Below are 19476 nucleotides of genomic sequence, written 5' to 3' on the forward strand. Positions count from 1 at the left end.
GATGATTAAATGGCTATAAAGCTTTTTCCATATGCTGATTCTACTGGCGAGATTAAATATTACACAACAGATCATATTGCAATTAATGGTAAGAATCTAAAAGAAAAAACAATATATTCAAATGGATTAAGTGTGAGTGCTAAAGCAAGTCCAAATTTAAGTGTAAATGTTGCAAGTGGTCAATGTTCATATAATGGTAAATTCTTAAATAGCACAACTACAGTAAATGTAACTATTAGTGCTAATACTACAAACTACAACCGTTATGATCTAATAGTAGCAGATTTATCATCAACTGGAAGTATTAAAGTAGTAACTGGTTCGGCTAGTGCTAATCCAACAACTCCAACTGCTGGAAGTAACCAGATAGTTTTAGCAAAGGTTTTAGTAGGAAGTAATGTAAGCTCAATTCAAGCTAATAATATTACTGACTTAAGATTTTCTACTTCTGGTCAGTATAAAGTTGAGTCTTTAGATACTTCAATACATCAACTAGAAAATAAAGTATCAGATTTGGAAGCAAATAAATCTACAAGAAGAGAATACTCAGGCAGTGGGGTAGTTAAATCAATAACAATAGAAACAAATAAAGAAGCTAAAATTAAAAGGCAATATTTAAAGTGTAGTCTTACTGCTGCAGAGTGGAAGTCAGCGTGGGAAAACCTAAACGCTGGAACCAATAACAACAATGGAGGTATTTGGATTCCTTTTTATGATGCTGTAAACACAAGCAATGTAATAGATGCTACAATTAATTTTATTGGATTAAATAAATGGGTTTGGTTAAATCAAGGTAGTTCTAAGATAGGCCAATATGGGATTGGAGGAATAGGAAGTAGTGGATGTTATGCTTTTATAGAGAATAAATTTCCAAACGAAACTACCATAGGAATAGATTTTACTATTTGCATTGCGGAAAAATATTAAGGGGATATTTATGAATATAGTAAGATTTTATGAAGGGTCTATTGTAGAAGATCCTGATAAAGAATATGAATTATTTAATAAAGTTATTACAAGTGATTGTGAACAAGAATATTACAAAGAAGCTGGCAAAAAGAAAACTTTGATAGAAATACAAGGGGATAAAATTAAAGAAAGTAAGTCGCTATTAGAAACTTATTTAAATGAACATCCTTTACTAAGTTCGGTAAAAAATAATGTTGAAAAATATTATACCTGTACTAAAGATAAACAAAATCAGTTGGTTCAAACTCTTTCACTTTATAATTTATCAATTCAAAGTAATACTAAATATAAGTGTATGTGGAATAGTATGGGACAACCATGTGAGGAATGGACTATTGATGAATTAACAATTTTATCATTTCAGATGCAATCATATGTATACCCATTTATACGCTATCAACAAGATATAGAAGTTAAAATAATGGAATGTAAAAATAAAGAAGAAGTTGAAATGATTGAGATAGATTATGCAAAAGTTGGTGTTAGCAATGATGAAGAAAACTATGATGAGTAGTATATTATTTTTTATTTATGGTTTTATGTATTATATAATTGAAGTTCTATATAGAGGATATAGCCATTGGAGTATGTTTTTTCTAGGTGGGTTATGTGGTGTTATTATTGGCTTGTTGAATGAAAAAAATAAAACTATCAGTGTATTGAAACAAGGCATATATGGCGCCTTAATAGTAACTATATTAGAATTTATAATAGGATACATAGTAAATATATTGCTAGGATGGAATATTTGGGACTATTCAAATGTTCCATTTAATTTTTTAGGTCAAATATGCCTACCATTTACTATAATATGGTTTATACTATCTGTGTTTTGTATATATTTAGATGATTTCTTAAGAGAAAAGCTTTTTAAATCTGAATAAAAAAAGAATAAAATTAGAATATTATGTTGGTATTTTATATGTTAGAATATTAATAGATAAATAATAAGAGTTTTGCGAGAGTGCAAAGCTCTTTTTTATTTATAAAAAAGGGGGGAAGTGAGCAAATGATTATTAAGACAACATTAACTATAAATGGTTATAAATCAAAGTTATCACCAAAATTGCAATTATATAAAGGGGATAGCGTTTTTGTGGAGTTCACATTGCTTAATAGTATAATAAGTTCTATAAATGGAGTTGAAGCTGAAGAAACACTTCCTATAGATCAGTTAGAAACTGTGAAACTTAGGCTTGTAACACCTAATGGAACTCCAACATTAGAAAGTACTAAAATAGTAGATAATAGAGTCCAGTTTAAAATACTTCCTGAGCATACAACTGAAACTGGAGAATATAGCTTTCAGATTATTTGCTATGATTCAGATGATTGTAAATTCCACATTCCACCTGCAACCTATTCAATTGAAAATCCAATAGGTGAGTCAGAATGAGTATTATAAGCAAAGTTGGAATTGATGCGAATGGCTATAAAGTCAAGCTTGATAAAAAATTAAGATTCTATAAGGGTGATTGCTTAAATCTAAGCTTTTCAATATCAAGTTCAATGATTAGTGAGATAGACTCGCAGGAAGTTATTAATGGGATGCTTCCAGTAGATAGTGAGAAGGTTAAAGTATACATACTTGCAGGTAATGAAAAAAAATCTGGCACTATTATTGCTGATAATAGAGTAGTGTTTAAGCTAAACTCGAATTATACAAAAGATATTGGCGTATTCCAATTACAATTAGTAATCATTGAATTTCAAGAAGATGGTAGCAAGGAGATTTTACATACTCCACCATTTGAATATGAAGTAGCAGAGCCGATAGCTTTATTTGATGAAGATCTAGAGGAAGATATTGCAAGAGTTGGGTATGCTGTTGTAGGAAGGTCTGTAGTTGCAGGTAATTCAATTACCTATGCAGAGGTAGAATTAGGATATGAAGAATGGAAAACAGGTGATTTAATTACCGCCGATAAGTTAAATAGAATTGAAGCTGCAATATATGAACATACACAAATGTTAGATGAATTGCTTTATAAAGCTATTACAATTAATAATTTTTCAATTTCTAAATCTACAGCAGAGTTAGGAGAAAAACTAATTGGATTAATACTAAATTGGAGTTATAATAAAACACCTACTTATCAAAAGTTAGATAATGTCTTAATTGATACTGAATTAAGAAAATATACAATTGAAAAGGAAATTTCCTCAAATACTTCTTTCAAACTAGAAGTAAGTGATGGAAAAACTACTGTAAATAAAACTACAAGTATAAACTTTTATAATGGTCGCTATTATGGAGTTTCTAATTCTGAAACTTATGATAGTGATTTTATTTTGTCTTTAAATAAAACTTTAACCAATAGCAGAGCATGTAATTTTACAGTTAATTGTGGGCCAGGGCAATATATATTCTTTGCTATTCCTACTAGATTTGGAACACCTACTTTTACTGTAGGGGGATTTAGTGGAGGTTTTAATAAGATTAATACTATAAGTTTTGTTAATAAGTTCGGATATTCTGAAAGTTATGATATTTGGAAATCTACTAATAGCAACCTAGGAAATACAACAGTAGTAGTAGGGTAGGTGATTAAATGGCTATTGAATTAATTGATAAGATTAAACAGAAAAATGGTGGAACTTTCAAATTAATTGATGCATGTGATGTTGAGATGAAAGATGGAAGTGATCTTGAAACCTATCTTGAAAATTTAGAACCAGGAAGTGGTGAATGTACTTCTACTGTTTATGCAGGAAATGAAGAACCTGAAGATGAAAATGTAGTTGTGTATATAGATACTAATGATGATATTGGTGAAGCTAATAACAATATTTCAGGAACTGTATTAGAAGAAATACAAGCTATGTTTAAATTTCTTAAAGGGAAAATAGATGCATTAGAAGCTGATAATATTATATTAAAAGCTGAAATTGAAGCATTAAAACAAGGGCAAATAGTTGTTCCGGACCCAGATGAAGAAGTCGTTACTATTACCGGTGCTGTATTATTACCAGATGGAACGCCTTTATTGTTTAATGATGAATCCTATATGCTTTATGGAAATGGTAGCATTTCATCTGCTGGAGGTATAGGCGAAGATAATATTTCTGTTACTGGAGCTATTTTATTAGATGATGGAACTCCACTTTTATTAAATGATGGTGCAGTTTTATTGTATGAGAATGGAAAAGTAACAACTGAATCTACAGCTGGAACAGTGGAAATAAAAGGTGCTATTTTACTAGATAACAACTCACCTTTACTGCTAAATAATGGTGATTATTTATTATATAACAATGGAGAAATAAAGGAGTGATAAAGTGGCTACAAATGTTACAGGTACTAAAATAACTGAATTATCTCAAAAAGCTAGTGTAAATAGTACAGATAAAATAATGGTTATAGACGGGACTGAAGCTAAATTAGTTGAAGTTAGCTTATTAAAGGGCGCTGATAATTTAACAGGTGAATATGTTGAGCTTAATGGATTAGATGGTAATTTATATAGGGTTTATGTAGATAGTGAAGGTAAAGCCAAGGCTATAAAAAGTGAAGCATTTACAGCTAATCCACCAAGTGTTGATAACAATCTTGAAGGGAAATATCAAGCTTTAATCATAAATCAAATGTGGGGAGGTGGAGAGAATTTAACCGGGACTGCTGTATCACATAGTTTTATAGAACTTTATAATTTAAATAAAGAAGAATTAAATTTAAAAGGTTTATATTTATGGTATAAGTCTGGAACAAGTGCTTGGGAAAGTTTAGAACTACAAGGGATTATTCCCCCATATTCAAGTTTTTTAATTAGAGGAGCTGAACACAATTCTATTTATAAAGATGATTGCCGTCTTAAGATAGAGGATTATGACCAACTTTTCCTTGATACTAATGGAAATCCTAAAAAGTTTTCTAGTAATGGTATGAGTGTATATATTTCAATAGGAAATGAAACACCTGCAGTAAATCCATTAAGAGCTATTGTAGATAATTTAGGGGTATCACAAAAACAACCAGCATATGTTGACCTTATGGGTTGTGGGGGAACTGATACATCTACACATACAGTAGCAGCATATGAAACTAATTATAGATTCGGAATGTCTAAAAATTGTGCTTGCAGAAGAATAGATTTTTATAACGGGGGAACTGCATTAGATATATCAGGTTACTCAAATGGTACAGGAGATAATGCAAGTGATTGTGAAATTATAGACTACTCTACTTGTGAAGTAGAAAAATATAGACCTAGAAGTTCTAAGGAAGGACACTGGGATATGTTTGTTTCAGCAGAGCAGTATAATTGGAACACAGCTAATGCATTTGTTTTAGGATTTGGTGAAGAAGTTAATACAAGAACTTTTACATGGCAGTCTCAAATAATGAAAGATGGATATGTAAAATATAAAAAAGTTGGAGATGTTGATTTTAAAACTGTAAAAGCTGAAACTACATTCTTACAACATCCTGATTGTGCAGTATCTAAACATTCATGCATTATTAAAAACTTAGATGATGGTGAATATATTTATAAAGTTGGCAATGAGGGATATTGGAGTGAAGAAGAAAAGTTTGAAGTAAAAACTTATAACACTGCAAATGGTGATGAAATTAATATTTTATGGTGTTCTGATGAACAAAGCTGGATTAAAGAAGAAATGAATGCATTTGCAAATGTATTTGATAGGATAATTAATGAATGGGAAATTGATGAAAGTGGAAAGCCTACTTTTGATTGGATATTAGAAACAGGTGATATAAGTCAGAATGGGCGTAGGAGACCAGAGTATACTTGGTACTTTGATAGTTTACAAGGTATGAATAAAAGAGTTCCTATAATGGCTACAATGGGTAACAATGATTTATTAGAAAAGAAGTATGGTCAATGTTTTGCTAACTTCTTTACCAATGAAAATCAATGGGCAAATTCTGTTTATCATTTTAGACAAGGAAATACAGAATTTATATGTCTTAATAGCAACACTGATTATGATTATGTATCAGGTTATGGCGCATTAGGAAATTATCAATCTACTGATGCATTTTTACTGGATCAAGCAAAGTGGTTAGATGAATATTTAACGTCATTAAATTCAGGTGGTAATAAACCAGATTTTACAATTGTATTTATGCATTTATCACCTTTTACTTGTGTAAGAACTAAGAGAGTTCAAGTATTTACTCCTATATTTGAAAAACATAAAGTAGATTTAGTTTGTTGTGGACATAATCATTGCTATACGAGAAGTTATTCTCTTTATACTGGAATGCAAGCAGTTACTGAAGCAGGGGGAATACAAAGTTATAATGATTATTATAATTTTACTAAAAAGGCTACTACAGCTTATGTAGATGAAACTCAACTTCCTAATGCTTTAACAGGTGGTACAGGAATAAACCATACTGAGGATAAAGCAAATGGTACTGTTTATATTCAATGCTCATCTAGTGGATGGAAAAATAGTGGGAAAGAAACTACTATAACTAAATACCCAACAGAGGCCGTTGATGGATATGATTTTAATTCTAATGGCGCATCGAATGGTTTAGCATGGTGGTGTAAAGTTGCTAATACAGTTAAAAAACCTAATTACTGCACTATTAAAATTACTAAAGACAGTATAACTGTTAAGTCATGGCAAATAACGGGAGCTAAAGCTACTAAAATAATTAATGGAACTGAGTATGAGTATTCTCCAGCATTAGGTGAAACAGATGTAACAAGAGAACTAATTGATGAAATTACAATAAATTTATCAGATAGAGCATAAAAAAATAAGTTCTAGGATTTCCTAGAGCTTATTTTTTAATTTGTTTAAAGGAGGACAGTATGAAGATAAAAGTTAAAGATCCAGTAACTGGACAATTTATATGGGTTCCTATCCAAGCAAAAGATATAGCATTACTTGATTTAGAAGATAACTTTGAAAATAAAAATGTAGAAGCTGCATTAAGAGAAATTTCACAAAAGTTATCTAATAATGAAGGTATATTAGAGTTAAAGCAGCAGGTAACTACAAATACTAAAAAAATAGAATCTCATACTACTTCTATTAATAATTTAAGTAAAAATTATAATGATTTAGAGGAAAGAGTTGAGTATATTGAAGCCAATGGAGGTGGTGGTGGAGGCGGTGGTTCTATAGTTCCTACCATTACATCAACATTTACAAATTGTGCTATAGAAAAAGGACAAGATTTAACTATTCCAATATTCTTTAGTTCACCTTCAGGAGGTACAGGAACAGCTTATATATTAGTTAATAATATGGAAGTTGATTATCTTAGTGTTAAACAAGGAAATAACAATTTAAAAATTGCTGGGAAATATCTAACTCAAACTGATAATAAGGTGGCTATATATGTTAAAGATAGGGCAGGCCTTGTTTCAAATCAATTAGAATGGAATGTTATAGCAGGTGGTATTACTGTAACTACTACATTTGACTACGAGGTTGACTATGGAATAACAGATAGTATAGTAATGCCTTATAATATTGAAACTGGTATTAATGGAGATATAATTTTACATCTTACTATAGATGGAACGGAATATAATATACCTTCTAAAAATGGATATAATCAATTGGACTTAGGAAAATATGTCTCAACATTAGGTACTCATACTGTTTCTATGTACGCTACGGTTGATAAATATACATCATCAACTATAGCATTTAACTTAGTTATAACTTCAACTACTGAGTTATATCTTTCCACTACATTTGTTGATGGAAGTGAATATACTTATGGAGTTCCAATTTCTATTAATTATAGACTTTCTAAAAAAAGTACAGAATTATTTGATGTATATATATTCTTAGATGATGTATTAGAGAAAACACAAGAATTAACAGTTGGTAGTTATTATTGGACATTAAATAAAGCTGCAGTTGGAGAACATAAAGTAACTGTAAGAGTTGTAAGTAAAGATGGTGCTGAAAATAAATCTATTGATATGTATTTTTCAATAATTAAAGGTGAGTATACTCCTATTGAAGATATAACAGATGATTTATGGATGGATTTAAATGCAGTTGGTAAATCTAATCAAGATAGTAACAGCGGATTATGGTTAGATAGCAGTGGTAATGATAGACATGCTAAAATGATTAATTTTAACTTTAGTACCAATGGTTTCATTGATGATACAGTAGTCTGTGATAATAATGCTTATATAGAAATTCCTTATAGCCCTTGGGAAACTAATGCTAAGAAAGGATCAACTATAGATTTAATTTATACTCCAATAAATTCAGGTAATGAAGATGCTAGAGTTTTAGATTATACATTTATTACTGACGAAATGGCAGAAGGAGAAATTAAGCCATTTAAAGGAGTATTTGCAGATATAAGACAAGCAATAGTGTCATCATCTAATAGTGGTGCAAGTTCTGGAAAAGTATCTTTAGATGAAAATAGTGGTCAGATACATTTAACTTGGGTTATAGATAGAGAAAATAAGTTCTGCAAAACTTATATAAATGGTATCTTATCACGTATCATGTTTTTGTCAGATAGTGGAAGTGGTAATAATGCTACCTTTGAAGATTTTTCACATACAAATTATATATATTTAAACTCCACTAAAGGTGAAAACTGTGGAACAAATAATATTAAAAGATTTAGAGTGTGGGGTCATGCTTTAACATCAGATGAAGTTTTGAAAACTCACTTAGCAACTATTACAGATTTAGAAAAACAAGAAGAAGCTTATAATTTTAACTATAATAATACTACTTTACCTAGAATGGATTTATGGGGTGACATTACCAATATGACACCATATCAAACCGTTGATATGAGAATACAATATACTTCACCTAATGAAGAAAAGTATGGAGCAAGTTTCAATACTGGTATTCAAAATAATCCAGTTAAGATACAAGGAACATCATCACTCCAATATGTACGCCATAATTATACAATCTATTTAAAGGACGAATACGGAAATCCAATGATGTACAATCCCTATGGTGAAGGAAATGCAATGCCAGATTCGGTATTCTGTCTTAAAGCGGATTATATTGAATCTTCTCATGGTAACAATACTGGAATGGCTAACTTTATTAATGATAATGTTTATGATACTAAGTTGCCACCACAGTTAGAAAATCCAGCTATGAGAACTACTATCGCAGGTTTCCCAATTGTTGTATATATGAACGGAGAATATCTTGGAGTATACAATTTTAACCATGATAGATATTCAACTGAATCTTATGGATATGATTATAAAAAATATCCTAATATGCTGGTATATGAAATTAATTCAAACAGTAATACTTCAGCTGGAGCATTCTATCGTTATGGAGATAATACAGAAAGTTCAGCTAACATTAATGAAAGAGATTACTATGCAAGAGATTTTAATCTAATATATGGTAATAGGACAAGCGATAGCGATACTTTTAGTGAAGTCAAAACATTAGTTGAATGGGTTTCTGTTGCAGAGCAGGACCTATTTAGAGAAACAATAAGTGAACATTTTAATAAAGAATACCTGTTCAGATACTTATTAACAGTATTGATGATTGGTGGGGTTGACTCACTTGGTAAAAATATGAAGATTACTACTTTTGATGGAAAAGTTTGGTATCCTACTTTCTATGATTTGGATACTTGTCTAGGAATTGACAATTCAGGGTATCTTACTATCGAGCCTGATGTAGAAATAGAGGAAGGTTCTTTTAATACAAGCAACTCTAACTTATGGACTAAGGTAATGAATTACTTTGCTTCGGAACTTAAAGAAGAATGGGCTTTAATGAGACAAGGAAGATTTACTTTAGATAACTTATTAAAATATGTAGTTCAAAATCAAATAGAAGTTATTCCTGCTAAATATTATAATGATGACGCTCAAGTTAAATACTTAGACTTTGGAAGTCTTTACACTTATTGTTGTCATGGTAGTAAGGAACTTCTAGTAAAAAGATGGCTTAGAGAAAGAATTGCATATGTGGATTCAATGATGGGCTACTTTACATCTCAAGATGACCAAGTTACTATTCGTATGAATAAAACTGGATATGTTGAGTTTAGCGTTACACCTTATATTCCGTTGTATTTTTCAGTTAAATGGAGTAATGCAGATGGTGGAACTCAAACATTTAAATTGAAAAGAGGAGAAACAAAAACCTTCTACTATACCTCAACAACTGCAACGGATCAGGAAGTAATAATTTATCATGCTCAATACATCAAAGAATTAGAAGGCATAAGTAATCTAAGGCCTAGTTCCTGTATCTTAGCCAATGCAACTAAGTTAAATAATGTAGAGATACATTCAGATAAGCTCTACAATGTTAATGTATCAAATAATAAATATCTAAGAAAATTAGATTTAAGTGGATGTTCTACTCTTGGTACTGTAACTGCAACTGGTTCAGTTCTTGATGTTTCTAAATGTAAGTATTTAAGCTATTTAAATATTTATGATACAGCTTTAACTGGTGTGCTATTGAATACAAGTGGGGGTTCATTAAAAGAAATATATTACCCTAAATCAATTCAAGAGGTCCAATTAATAAAGCAAACTTTATTAGAAGTTGTTGGGTTACCTTATGGTAATAGTGGAGCTGAAATTCCAACTTCATTGTATACAGTAGATATACAAGAATGTCCAAGCATAAAAAAATTGAATACAAGTAATAATTCAGCTATTAGTAAAACATGGATAAGTATGAAATATTGTCAAAACTTAACTATTAGAAATGCTTTAGATTTTGAAGAAATATCTTTAGATGGTTTCCAAAGATTAAAAGTATTAAAGCTAGAAAATATGTTCAAATTAAAATCTTTAGGTTTTGATGATATGTTAGAAGTTGGAGGAACTTCAACTCTTCAATATATGGGAATATCTTATTGTCCAGCACTTACTGATATTACAATGAATTGCTCTAGTAATGATTATGAAATTACATTCGCTAATGGAGCTTTATTAAATTTAACAGGAGCAACAAATTTAAATAGTCTTTCCAGTAATTGTGTTATTCATGGATTGGAAACTATAGTTTTACCTTTATCAGTAGAGCATTTATATTTCACTAGTGAATATGGTACAGGATTTTCTAGTATAAAAAATATTTGGAGTAGTAGATGTTGTGAAATAAATACAGAAGGAGTATTACCAGTTGCTATTAGATATGAGGATAAAGACTTTGTAGGAATAGACTTACAGGGAATGAAAATGAAAGATATAGATTTAGGGGCATTGGTTAATGTTCCTGCTGCTATAAACTTTGACTTATCTCCTACAACTGTTAATCCAAATTTTAATATAAATAGAGATGGTATTAATTATAGTTATTTACAGCCAGTAGGAACACTTGACTTAAGTAATTATACTGGAAGTCTTGCAAAATTCTTCAATGGAGTGGATTTAGATATATTAGAAATTATAGTTAATAATGATTTAACTCAAAAAGATTTAAGTTATTGTTTCTATAATGCTTTCTTTAGTGATCCAAGGTGTGTATTACCAATAACAGAACGACTTAACGGAGTTATAAACTTAGATTATTGTTTCTATAGCACTATAGTGTCAGATACAAGCATACTTAATAATATAAGACTTGGTTCTAATTGCAGTATGAGATATACATTTGCTAAATGTCCTAATATTACTACAGTAAAAAATCTTAATATTCCAGCTACAACATCAAGTTGTGAGGGAATGTTGTCCGATAATAATAATCTAGTTTCAGTAATTAACTTAGTTGTTAATTCTCAAAATGCTACTGGATTATTAAAGAATTGTAGTAAGTTAACAACACTTGAAGCAACAGTAAATAGTAAAATAGTTGATAGTCTAGTTGAAGGATGTAGTAAATTAACTACACTAGAAAAATTAACATTAGGAAATCCAATTTCAATTAAATCATTAATTAAGAATTGTGCTTTATTAACATTGCTAGACTTAAGTAAAAGTAATTTAAGTAACTGTAATGCAATGGATAATTTATGTTACGGAGCTACAAGTTTAACTGAATTAAAAATGATAGGTACTGTAGGTTCTAGTACTTGCACTTACAATAACTTTATAACTGGTACAAAAGCAGGACTTATGCTGAATTTAGCAAACTCTATTATAACTAGTCCTAATTTTATAAAGCCAGGTATATTTAATGGCGGTAATAATTTTATTTTAGATTTAACTAATAGTGATTTAAGTGCTTTCACTGATTTTACAAGTTGGTTTGAAAATATCAAAATAAATGAGATTATTTTAGATAATGTTATATGGGGCAAAAAGGTTATATTTACAAAAGCGTTTAAAAATTCATCGTTAATAAAAGATTTTACATTGCCACTTGTGTCTAGTGATGTTGTTGAATGTTTTAATAATTGTAGTAATATGCTAGAGATTTCTTCCAATTGGAAACAAAGATATATTAATTATTTGACTACGACAAATTGTTACGCAGGTAGTATTAATATTGTTAAATGTGATAATTATACTTGTGATGGACTTGATGAAGTACCTATTGATTGGGGTGGATATGGTTTTGAGAAAGATTATACAACAATAATGATTATAGATACGTCATTACAAGATGGCTTATCTGTAAATCTCTATTCTGATACCAATACTTATGGTAAAAACGTTCTAATAAATTGGGGAGACGGAACAGTTAATGCTGAGCTTTCTCATACGTATAATACAGACGGGGAATATAAAATTAAGTATAAATCTTTTATACCTGGAAATAGCAATTTATTAAAAACTATAGTAACAAAAGTATTAAATGTAAGTAAATACACGACCAACTCAAGTGGTGGTTTTATAAAAATTTCTGATTTTCATTCTGGATATGCAAATGCTTTTTCTGGTTATATTAATGTAACCTCAATAGATGTTACCAATGCAGATGTTGCAAATAACAAGTATATATATGACTTTTTTAAAAATTGTGGTAAGTTGATAGAGATAGTAGGAATAAATACTTGGGACACTTCAAAAATAATTCAACCTTCTGGATTATTTTATGGTTGTTCTTCTTTGAGGGAAATACCACTATTAGCTTTCCCAAATGCTGCATATTTTGTTCAATACATTACAAACTGTTCTAGCGTTGAAGAATTTTATGTTCCATCAATAAACGAATCATGGTATAAAACAGGAACAAATAATGTTCCTTATTCTTCTGCGTCTGTGTCTTCTATAAGTGGATGTATTAATTTATCAAACATTGAAAATTTCAACGTATCATTTACTCAATCGTTTAAAGATTTTAATTCAAATTATATAACAAATGATTTTTGGCGTACTTATGGGTGGAAATGGTTCAGCGCATTAAATAAATTACTTAATATTGAATTTAAAGGAACAGTTTATTTTGGGGACGATCTTAATAATTATGTGATTTTTGCAGGGTGTAATACTTCCAAATTATCAGATTCAACTTGGGAAAGTTTTGTAAGTATATTCCCTGATAATTCATCAACTGGAATAGCAAAAAAAATATGTGTAGGTACTAAAATAGATTACATCCCTGAAACATATGCAAATCAATTAACAGCTAAGGGATATACTCTTTACGCTGGTAATTAAAAAGGAGGATTAGATGAAATTAAAGGCTAAAGAAGGAAATAAGATAACAGATAAAAATAGAACTTTTTTTAATGATTTTATTTATGTCCCAGATAATTATAATCCAAATGATTATGAAGAAGTCCCTTACGAAATTTGGGGGCTTTTTTTAGATGATGAAATTCCTAAAAATAAGGTTGAAGAATTAACTGCTAAAATAAAAACCTTAGAGGAAGAAAAAGCAGAATTAAAAGATAAACTCCTTGAAGTTGAAAAAGAACATGGGGATTATCTTTTAGATAATGATTTAAGAATAACAATGCTAGAATTAGGACTAGCTTAGTTATTCTTAAATAAATTCACAAAAAGAAAGGAAGATGCAAAATGCCAAACACAAAAACTTATACTCAAGCAAAAAAAATAATAGAAGGAGGAAGATATGAAAGCAAAGAAGCTATGATGGAAATATTAGATGTATTTCTAATGGGAAACAGAATAACGGCTGATGAATATAAAGAACTTGTAGAATTGCTTGATTTAAAAGAAGCTGAAAAAGACCAGGCTTAATTTTTACCTGGTCTAAAAGTAGAATAATGCTAAATATGATTAATATTTATTTTAAGTATAGACATAATTAAAAATTTTATTCACAAGGATTACAAAATGCTGTGATCCTTTTTTAATACAAAAAAATCAATGAAGGTAGGTGCAACATTGAATGAAGCAGATGTAATCCAAGAAATTCGTGAGAACATAATTGAAATGAAGGGGATGCTTGAAAATATAAGTATGAGAAGTGACTTAAAGATGGAGACATTCGAAGAAAAATTAAAAGTGGCAAATAACAGAATATCAGACTTAGAAAGCAACCAGAAATGGTTTGTATGTGCAATTATAGGCGCAGTAATAACAATGCTAGTTTCATTATTTAAATGATAAGGGAGAGATGTAAAATGTCAAAAGTATTAAAATCAATTGCAATAAGATTAAATAATAAAGGTACAATTATTTCATTGACTGCATTAATTGTTAGTTTATTATGTCAGTTTGGATTTGATATAGATTCTGATAAGATTATCGGAATTGTACAAACTATATGCAGCATATTAATCTTGCTTGGATTACTAAACGATCCTACAGAGAACACTAAAGCTTACATTCCTGGTGTAAGTGATAAATTAATTAATAAAGAGTAAGACTTAGGTTTATATCTAAGTCTTTTTTTATGCAGAAAGGAGAATTTAAATGTTACTAAGGAATGATAGTTTAAAGACTAATAAGAATTTTTATCCTAATTCTAATGAAGTTAAATATATAGTTGTTCACTATACAGGTTATTTTGCACCAATAAAGAACTTTGCATTAAATCAAAAAAATAATGATTTATCAAAAGCTGGTTCAGCACATGAATTTGTAAATGATTCTGAATGGTATTTATCAATAGATCATTGCCATGGAGCATGGGCAGTTGGAGATAATCAAGGTTATGGAGTATATCCTAATGGAATAACTAATTATAATTCATTAAATATTGAAATGTGTTGTTGTGATGAATCTTTAAATGTGTCAGAAAAAACTAAAAAAAATACTGCCGAAATAGTAGCTTACTATATGAAACAATATAATGTTCCAATTGAAAGAGTTGTAAGACATTACGATGCTACTTATAAACAATGTCCTTTGGATATGTCACCTAATAATCCATATGTTAAAGGTGAAGAGAATTGGAAGCAATTTAAAGAGTGGGTAATTGAATACTACAATGGTACTTATAAAGAAATGCAAGAAAATATTGAATATATTGAAGGGGTGTATGATATGAAAGGTAAAATTAATTTAAGAACAATGTATAGAGATGGTAAGGCATCAGTGACAAGTGAATGGTATAACATGGATGAAAGTACTACTAATGATTATAAAAATATCTATGGAGTTGAAATATATACAGATGAGCCTTTAACATGGTCAGTTCAATCAGCTGGAGAATGGATAACTAAAAAGGGAAGTGGCAAAATAATTTTTGATTCTCCAATAACTGCAATTAAAATTAAGCATGATAATAAAAAAGTATATTACTGGGTATCTTCTCCAGGAGATGTTTCTGGTTATAAATGGTGGGAAAATGCTTGTAAAACTAATTATGGAGTTGCACAATGTCAAAATACTCAAGGTGCACCACTTAATGCATTAAAAATTAGATTAGGATAAAAAAAGGCTAAGGGTAATTCCTTAGCCTTTATTTTTTTGCTTAAATTTAATATCAACATCGTAATCAAGTAAAGATGCTATTTTTTCAATTTCAGATATTCTCATATCATTTTTTTTCAATTTTGCACTAACATTTTGCTGAGTAACACCTAATTTTTCGGCAAGATCTGTTAATGTCATATCTTTATCTATTAATATCTTTTTTATTTCTTTAGCAATATCCAATATACCGCCCCCTTTTAATTGATATTATAAAATAAAACATTAATTTATACAAATAAATATTTGTATAAATATTGACTTAACAAATAAATAATTGTAAAATACAATTAAATAATTTAATTAGAAGGTGGATAAATGGAAAGGGTATTAAGATTTTATGGACTTAATCCAGTGGATTACAAATTAATCTATAAAACTAAAGATGATATGGTTGTGATTAATATAAGAAGTAAAAAAAGATTAGAGTTAAGATATTAGGAGGATGTTATGAAAAATAAGAATGGTAAATTAAAAGTATGCGTTCCAGATGATATTGCTAAGATTGAAAGGACTATCAAAGCATTAAAGAATGTAATTAAGACAGACACTAATGACTTTGATAAAAAAATGCATAAGGAAGCTTTAAAAGCTTATCAGAGTAAATTAAAAGAATTAAATAATACTAAATAGTGAAAGACATAAAATTTATAAAAGATTTTACTGGAATTAAGTAAATATATATAGGAGTTAATAAATTAGCTCCTATATATTAAATTTACATAATATGTTAAAATAATAAAGAGGTGAGGGGAGTGGTTAAGAATAGATTAAAAGAAATTCGAATGAAAGAATACATGATGAACTCAAATGAGTTTTGCAAATTACTAGGAGTTAAGCCCAGTACTTATAGCCAAATAGAAAGCAATAAGCAACAAGGCAATATAGAAACAATATTAAAAATATCAAAGGCTCTTAATCTAAAGGTGGAAGATATCTGGTACCTTGAAGATTAAGGGCCTTTATCTTTTAATACAATTTCTAAATGTAAAAATAATTCACAAATAGGAATATATTTTATATTTATGAATACATATATAACAAAAGGCAACAAAGTAGCCAGTAATTTATAAAATCAGGAGGTTGTATGGAGACAATAGGCATTGATTTAGGCAATTGTAATCTAAAGACAAGTAAAAAAATAATAGTGCCTGCACTTATAACAAGAGGTGGAAATTATTTAATAAGCACAGGATATGAAATAAATTTTAATGGTGAATTATTTATAATTGGCGAAGGGGATTATGATACTAACCTAAATAAATTATCTAAAGAAAATCTACTTCCTATGCTATGTTTAGCAGCAGGATTAAGCACTAAAGAAGAATTTATAAGAGTAGTTCTTGGACTTCCTATAAACCAATATAGGAGTAATAAAAATAAAATGCTGGAAATTATTGAGGAAAATAAAATACTTAATTTTAAACTTAATGGTTTAGATAGATGTATTTGCATCGAAGAAGCATCAATATTCCCTGAAGGAGTTGCAACTTATTATTCACTTGATATTGAGAAAAGAAAAGCTTTAGTAGACCAAGATCTAATAATTTTAGATATTGGAGGTAGAACCACAGATATAGCACTACTTAAAGCAGGTAAAAAAAGAAGTGTTGCTAAAAGTACAAGTTTAGATGTGGGGATGATTAATATTTACAATGATATGATTAATGAAATTAACAGTTTGTATACATTAGGGTTAAACATTGAGGATGCAGAAGGAATTTTAAAAAACGGTCTTGAAGTTGATGGGGAAAAGCAAGATACCTCTTTCATTAAGAATATAGTGAAAAATAATATAGAAAAAGTATTTAAAGAATTAAATATTAGTTATCCAGTAAGGACAAGCCCTTTAATTGTTACTGGAGGTGGTGGAAAATCTTTTTTTAAATCATTAAAAAAGAGATATCCTACAGCTCAATTAGTAGAAGATAACTTATTTTCAAATGCAATTGGATATAAAAGGGTTGGTGATAAATTATGGCAAGATTAAGAATACCTATAGAATTTAATCCTGGGAAAGAAGCAGATGTAAAACTATATGAACAATTATCAAAATACTCTAATCCAGCTGCATATATAAAAGATGTCCTACGAGGATTACTTCCAATACCAGGTCAAATTAATGTTAATGCAACTATTAATAAAACTAATGATGCGAAAATTGAAGATGATGAGGATTTAATGGATATATAGGAGGATATATATGAACGTTTTTAATAATATAAAAGATTTATCAAAAGAATTAAAAGTTGAAGAGTGGAAATGTGAAAGAGATTTGCAGAAGTTTATTGGCCATGATTATGCAATAATTGAAGGTACTGAAATAAAAGTAGCTATAAAAGATAATGAATTTAATTATATAGTGCTAGACTTAGAAAGTAATGATGATTGTAAACAGTACTTTATGGAATATGAACAGTATTATTATACCTGGAAAGTTTATGTGGATGATCTTGAAGGATGGCAAGAATGCAAGGTGTTAAATATAGAAAATACTAGATTAGGAATTAATAGAGCCACTGTACTTTGTAGTAGCGGAACTCAATTAAATAGATTAGTTAAATTTGCTTTAGATGAAGATGAAATAAAGCCAGATAGATGCATTTACTTCATAGAAAAGTAATAATAAAGCCCTCAGTCTAATGAGCAGACTAGGGCTAAATAACTACTCGTTTGACTACGTCTACACTAGTAGTTTATTCAGGTGTAAGTGTCAAATATTCATAATTTAAATGATTTCTTTTAAAAATTCTATAAAAATTTAATTGCAATATTTAATCCTATGTTATAGCAAATTAGTCCTATTAATATTCCATCAAAGATTATCAAAATATATCACCTCAAATGTAATTATTACCAATAACACAAATTTAATTCATGGAGGCAAAAATAATTGAAAAATTTAACCATGACAATACCAGAATTTTTAGCGGTACAAAGAAATGAACTATCTTACAAAGAAATTAGACAAGCCCAAAGAGAAATTAACAAAAGCTATAGATTAAGAAAATGTTTAGTTGTATCTTTAGCGTGTAATTTTATGTTAGAGAAATATGTTTATGCTGCTGATACAAGTAAAATTGATATGGCCGGAAGTACTATATTATCAACAGCTCAAGAGATTGGTTATTGGGCATGTTTAATAATGTGTCTTATAGAGGTAATAATGGCGCTGATATCAAGAAGAACTGATGATGTTAAAAAGATATGCACTAAATATATATTAGGCTTTGCATCACTATATTTTATGCCATGGATATTTGATTTCATAAGAGATTTCTTTGGGGGTATGTAAAATGAGTGAATTTATTGATTTTATTAAGAATTTCAGTCTAAAAGAATGGATTTTAAATAATTTAAAAACTATAGCTATTTCTTTGATTGGAAAGAGCTTTTATGTATGTTTATTTATATGTATAACTTCAATATTTTTATATATTATTGGCGTAAAAAAAGCTGCTAAAGTTGCAACTGGAAGCATAATAGCATACTTCATATTAGAAGGTTTTAAGACAATTCTATGAAAAGTATGAAATTTAGTTACGGTGTACAGTTTATAAGACCTAAATATATTATACTTCAAATAACTCCTGATAAAGGTCTAAGAAATTATAGAAATATTGATATAGCCAGAACTATAAATAAGACATATAAAGCTATAAATAAAAGGATAAGGCTTGAAAAAAAGAAGATCCTAATAGAAACCTCTTTTAAAATTTCGTATGTTATTGATATACAAAAAGAAGAAGTTAACTTTTATTTTATC

22 protein-coding genes and 1 pseudogene are annotated in these 19476 nt (G+C 29.1%); 22 read left to right on the top strand and 1 reads right to left on the bottom strand.

What is annotated here, in order from left to right; all coding sequences use genetic code 11:
• Positions 1-9 precede the first annotated feature (9 nt).
• From Q5O44_RS14265 to Q5O44_RS14325, 13 genes are all read left to right on the top strand, one after another.
• Positions 10-927, top strand: a complete 918-nt coding sequence (locus Q5O44_RS14265; RefSeq protein WP_022169126.1) for a hypothetical protein — start codon at positions 10-12, stop codon at positions 925-927.
• A gap of 10 nt (positions 928-937) precedes the next feature.
• A complete protein-coding gene (locus tag Q5O44_RS14270; protein WP_022169127.1) occupies positions 938-1483 on the top strand; it encodes a hypothetical protein in 546 nt (181 codons plus the stop codon).
• A complete protein-coding gene (locus Q5O44_RS14275) occupies positions 1458-1853 on the top strand; it encodes a putative ABC transporter permease (protein ID WP_370545580.1) in 396 nt (131 codons plus the stop codon). The genes Q5O44_RS14270 and Q5O44_RS14275 overlap by 26 nt, the downstream gene beginning before the upstream one ends.
• A 125-nt stretch (positions 1854-1978) precedes the next feature.
• Entirely contained in the window at positions 1979-2365 is a 387-nt protein-coding gene (locus Q5O44_RS14280) for a hypothetical protein (RefSeq protein WP_022169129.1), read from the top strand.
• Positions 2362-3513 carry a hypothetical protein gene (locus tag Q5O44_RS14285; RefSeq protein ID WP_022169130.1) on the top strand — a complete coding sequence of 384 codons (1152 nt, stop codon included), beginning with the start codon at positions 2362-2364 and terminating at the stop codon, positions 3511-3513. The genes Q5O44_RS14280 and Q5O44_RS14285 overlap by 4 nt, the downstream gene beginning before the upstream one ends.
• Before the next feature lie 8 nt (positions 3514-3521).
• Positions 3522-4244: a hypothetical protein gene (locus Q5O44_RS14290; RefSeq protein WP_022169131.1), complete on the top strand. Its 723-nt coding sequence runs from the start codon at positions 3522-3524 to the stop codon at positions 4242-4244.
• A 4-nt stretch (positions 4245-4248) separates the two neighbouring features.
• Entirely contained in the window at positions 4249-6699 is a 2451-nt protein-coding gene (locus Q5O44_RS14295) for a metallophosphoesterase (RefSeq protein WP_022169132.1), read from the top strand.
• Positions 6700-6758: 59 nt separating this feature from the next.
• Positions 6759-13484, top strand: coding sequence for a CotH kinase family protein (locus Q5O44_RS14300; protein WP_022169133.1), 6726 nt, complete (start codon positions 6759-6761; stop codon positions 13482-13484).
• 13 nt (positions 13485-13497) lie between these two features.
• Positions 13498-13806, top strand: coding sequence for a hypothetical protein (locus Q5O44_RS14305; protein WP_022169134.1), 309 nt, complete (start codon positions 13498-13500; stop codon positions 13804-13806).
• Positions 13807-13847: 41 nt separating this feature from the next.
• Positions 13848-14030, top strand: coding sequence for a hypothetical protein (locus Q5O44_RS14310; RefSeq protein ID WP_022169135.1), 183 nt, complete (start codon positions 13848-13850; stop codon positions 14028-14030).
• A gap of 129 nt (positions 14031-14159) precedes the next feature.
• Entirely contained in the window at positions 14160-14399 is a 240-nt protein-coding gene (locus tag Q5O44_RS14315; protein ID WP_022169136.1) for a hemolysin XhlA family protein, read from the top strand.
• Between the two features lie 17 nt (positions 14400-14416).
• Positions 14417-14659: a phage holin gene (locus Q5O44_RS14320; protein WP_022169137.1), complete on the top strand. Its 243-nt coding sequence runs from the start codon at positions 14417-14419 to the stop codon at positions 14657-14659.
• 49 nt (positions 14660-14708) lie between these two features.
• Entirely contained in the window at positions 14709-15671 is a 963-nt protein-coding gene (locus Q5O44_RS14325; protein WP_022169138.1) for an N-acetylmuramoyl-L-alanine amidase family protein, read from the top strand.
• Positions 15672-15692: 21 nt separating this feature from the next.
• Here the strand turns inward: Q5O44_RS14325 and Q5O44_RS14330 are convergent, their stop codons facing one another.
• Entirely contained in the window at positions 15693-15896 is a 204-nt protein-coding gene (locus Q5O44_RS14330) for a helix-turn-helix transcriptional regulator (RefSeq protein WP_022169139.1), read from the bottom strand.
• A gap of 132 nt (positions 15897-16028) precedes the next feature.
• Here Q5O44_RS14330 and Q5O44_RS14335 point away from each other — a divergent pair, with 132 nt between their 5' ends.
• The 9 genes and pseudogenes from Q5O44_RS14335 to Q5O44_RS14375 form a co-directional block, all read left to right on the top strand.
• Complete coding sequence (locus Q5O44_RS14335; RefSeq protein ID WP_022169140.1) at positions 16029-16151, top strand: hypothetical protein; 123 nt, start codon at positions 16029-16031, stop codon at positions 16149-16151.
• A 9-nt stretch (positions 16152-16160) separates the two neighbouring features.
• Positions 16161-16343: a hypothetical protein gene (locus Q5O44_RS14340; RefSeq protein ID WP_022169141.1), complete on the top strand. Its 183-nt coding sequence runs from the start codon at positions 16161-16163 to the stop codon at positions 16341-16343.
• Positions 16344-16465: 122 nt separating this feature from the next.
• Positions 16466-16666 (top strand): helix-turn-helix transcriptional regulator, encoded by a 201-nt coding sequence (locus Q5O44_RS14345; RefSeq protein ID WP_022169142.1) that lies wholly within the window; start codon positions 16466-16468, stop codon positions 16664-16666.
• Positions 16667-16797: 131 nt separating this feature from the next.
• Positions 16798-17700 (top strand): ParM/StbA family protein, encoded by a 903-nt coding sequence (locus Q5O44_RS14350; RefSeq protein ID WP_022169143.1) that lies wholly within the window; start codon positions 16798-16800, stop codon positions 17698-17700.
• Positions 17688-17903, top strand: coding sequence for a hypothetical protein (locus Q5O44_RS14355; RefSeq protein WP_022169144.1), 216 nt, complete (start codon positions 17688-17690; stop codon positions 17901-17903). The genes Q5O44_RS14350 and Q5O44_RS14355 overlap by 13 nt, the downstream gene beginning before the upstream one ends.
• A 10-nt stretch (positions 17904-17913) precedes the next feature.
• Entirely contained in the window at positions 17914-18333 is a 420-nt protein-coding gene (locus tag Q5O44_RS14360) for a hypothetical protein (protein ID WP_022169145.1), read from the top strand.
• Positions 18334-18603: 270 nt separating this feature from the next.
• The gene (locus Q5O44_RS14365; RefSeq protein ID WP_022169146.1) at positions 18604-19005 is read left to right on the top strand and encodes a hypothetical protein; all 402 of its coding nucleotides are present in this window, start codon (positions 18604-18606) and stop codon (positions 19003-19005) included.
• A gap of 1 nt (position 19006) precedes the next feature.
• A complete protein-coding gene (locus Q5O44_RS14370; RefSeq protein ID WP_022169147.1) occupies positions 19007-19234 on the top strand; it encodes a hypothetical protein in 228 nt (75 codons plus the stop codon).
• Positions 19231-19476 (top strand): annotated as a pseudogene (locus tag Q5O44_RS14375) (hypothetical protein); the annotation flags it as partial. The gene Q5O44_RS14370 and the pseudogene Q5O44_RS14375, both read left to right, overlap by 4 nt.

This window comes from Clostridium sp. CAG:221, assembly GCA_000435835.1.
GTDB lineage: Bacteria > Bacillota > Clostridia > Clostridiales > Clostridiaceae > Clostridium.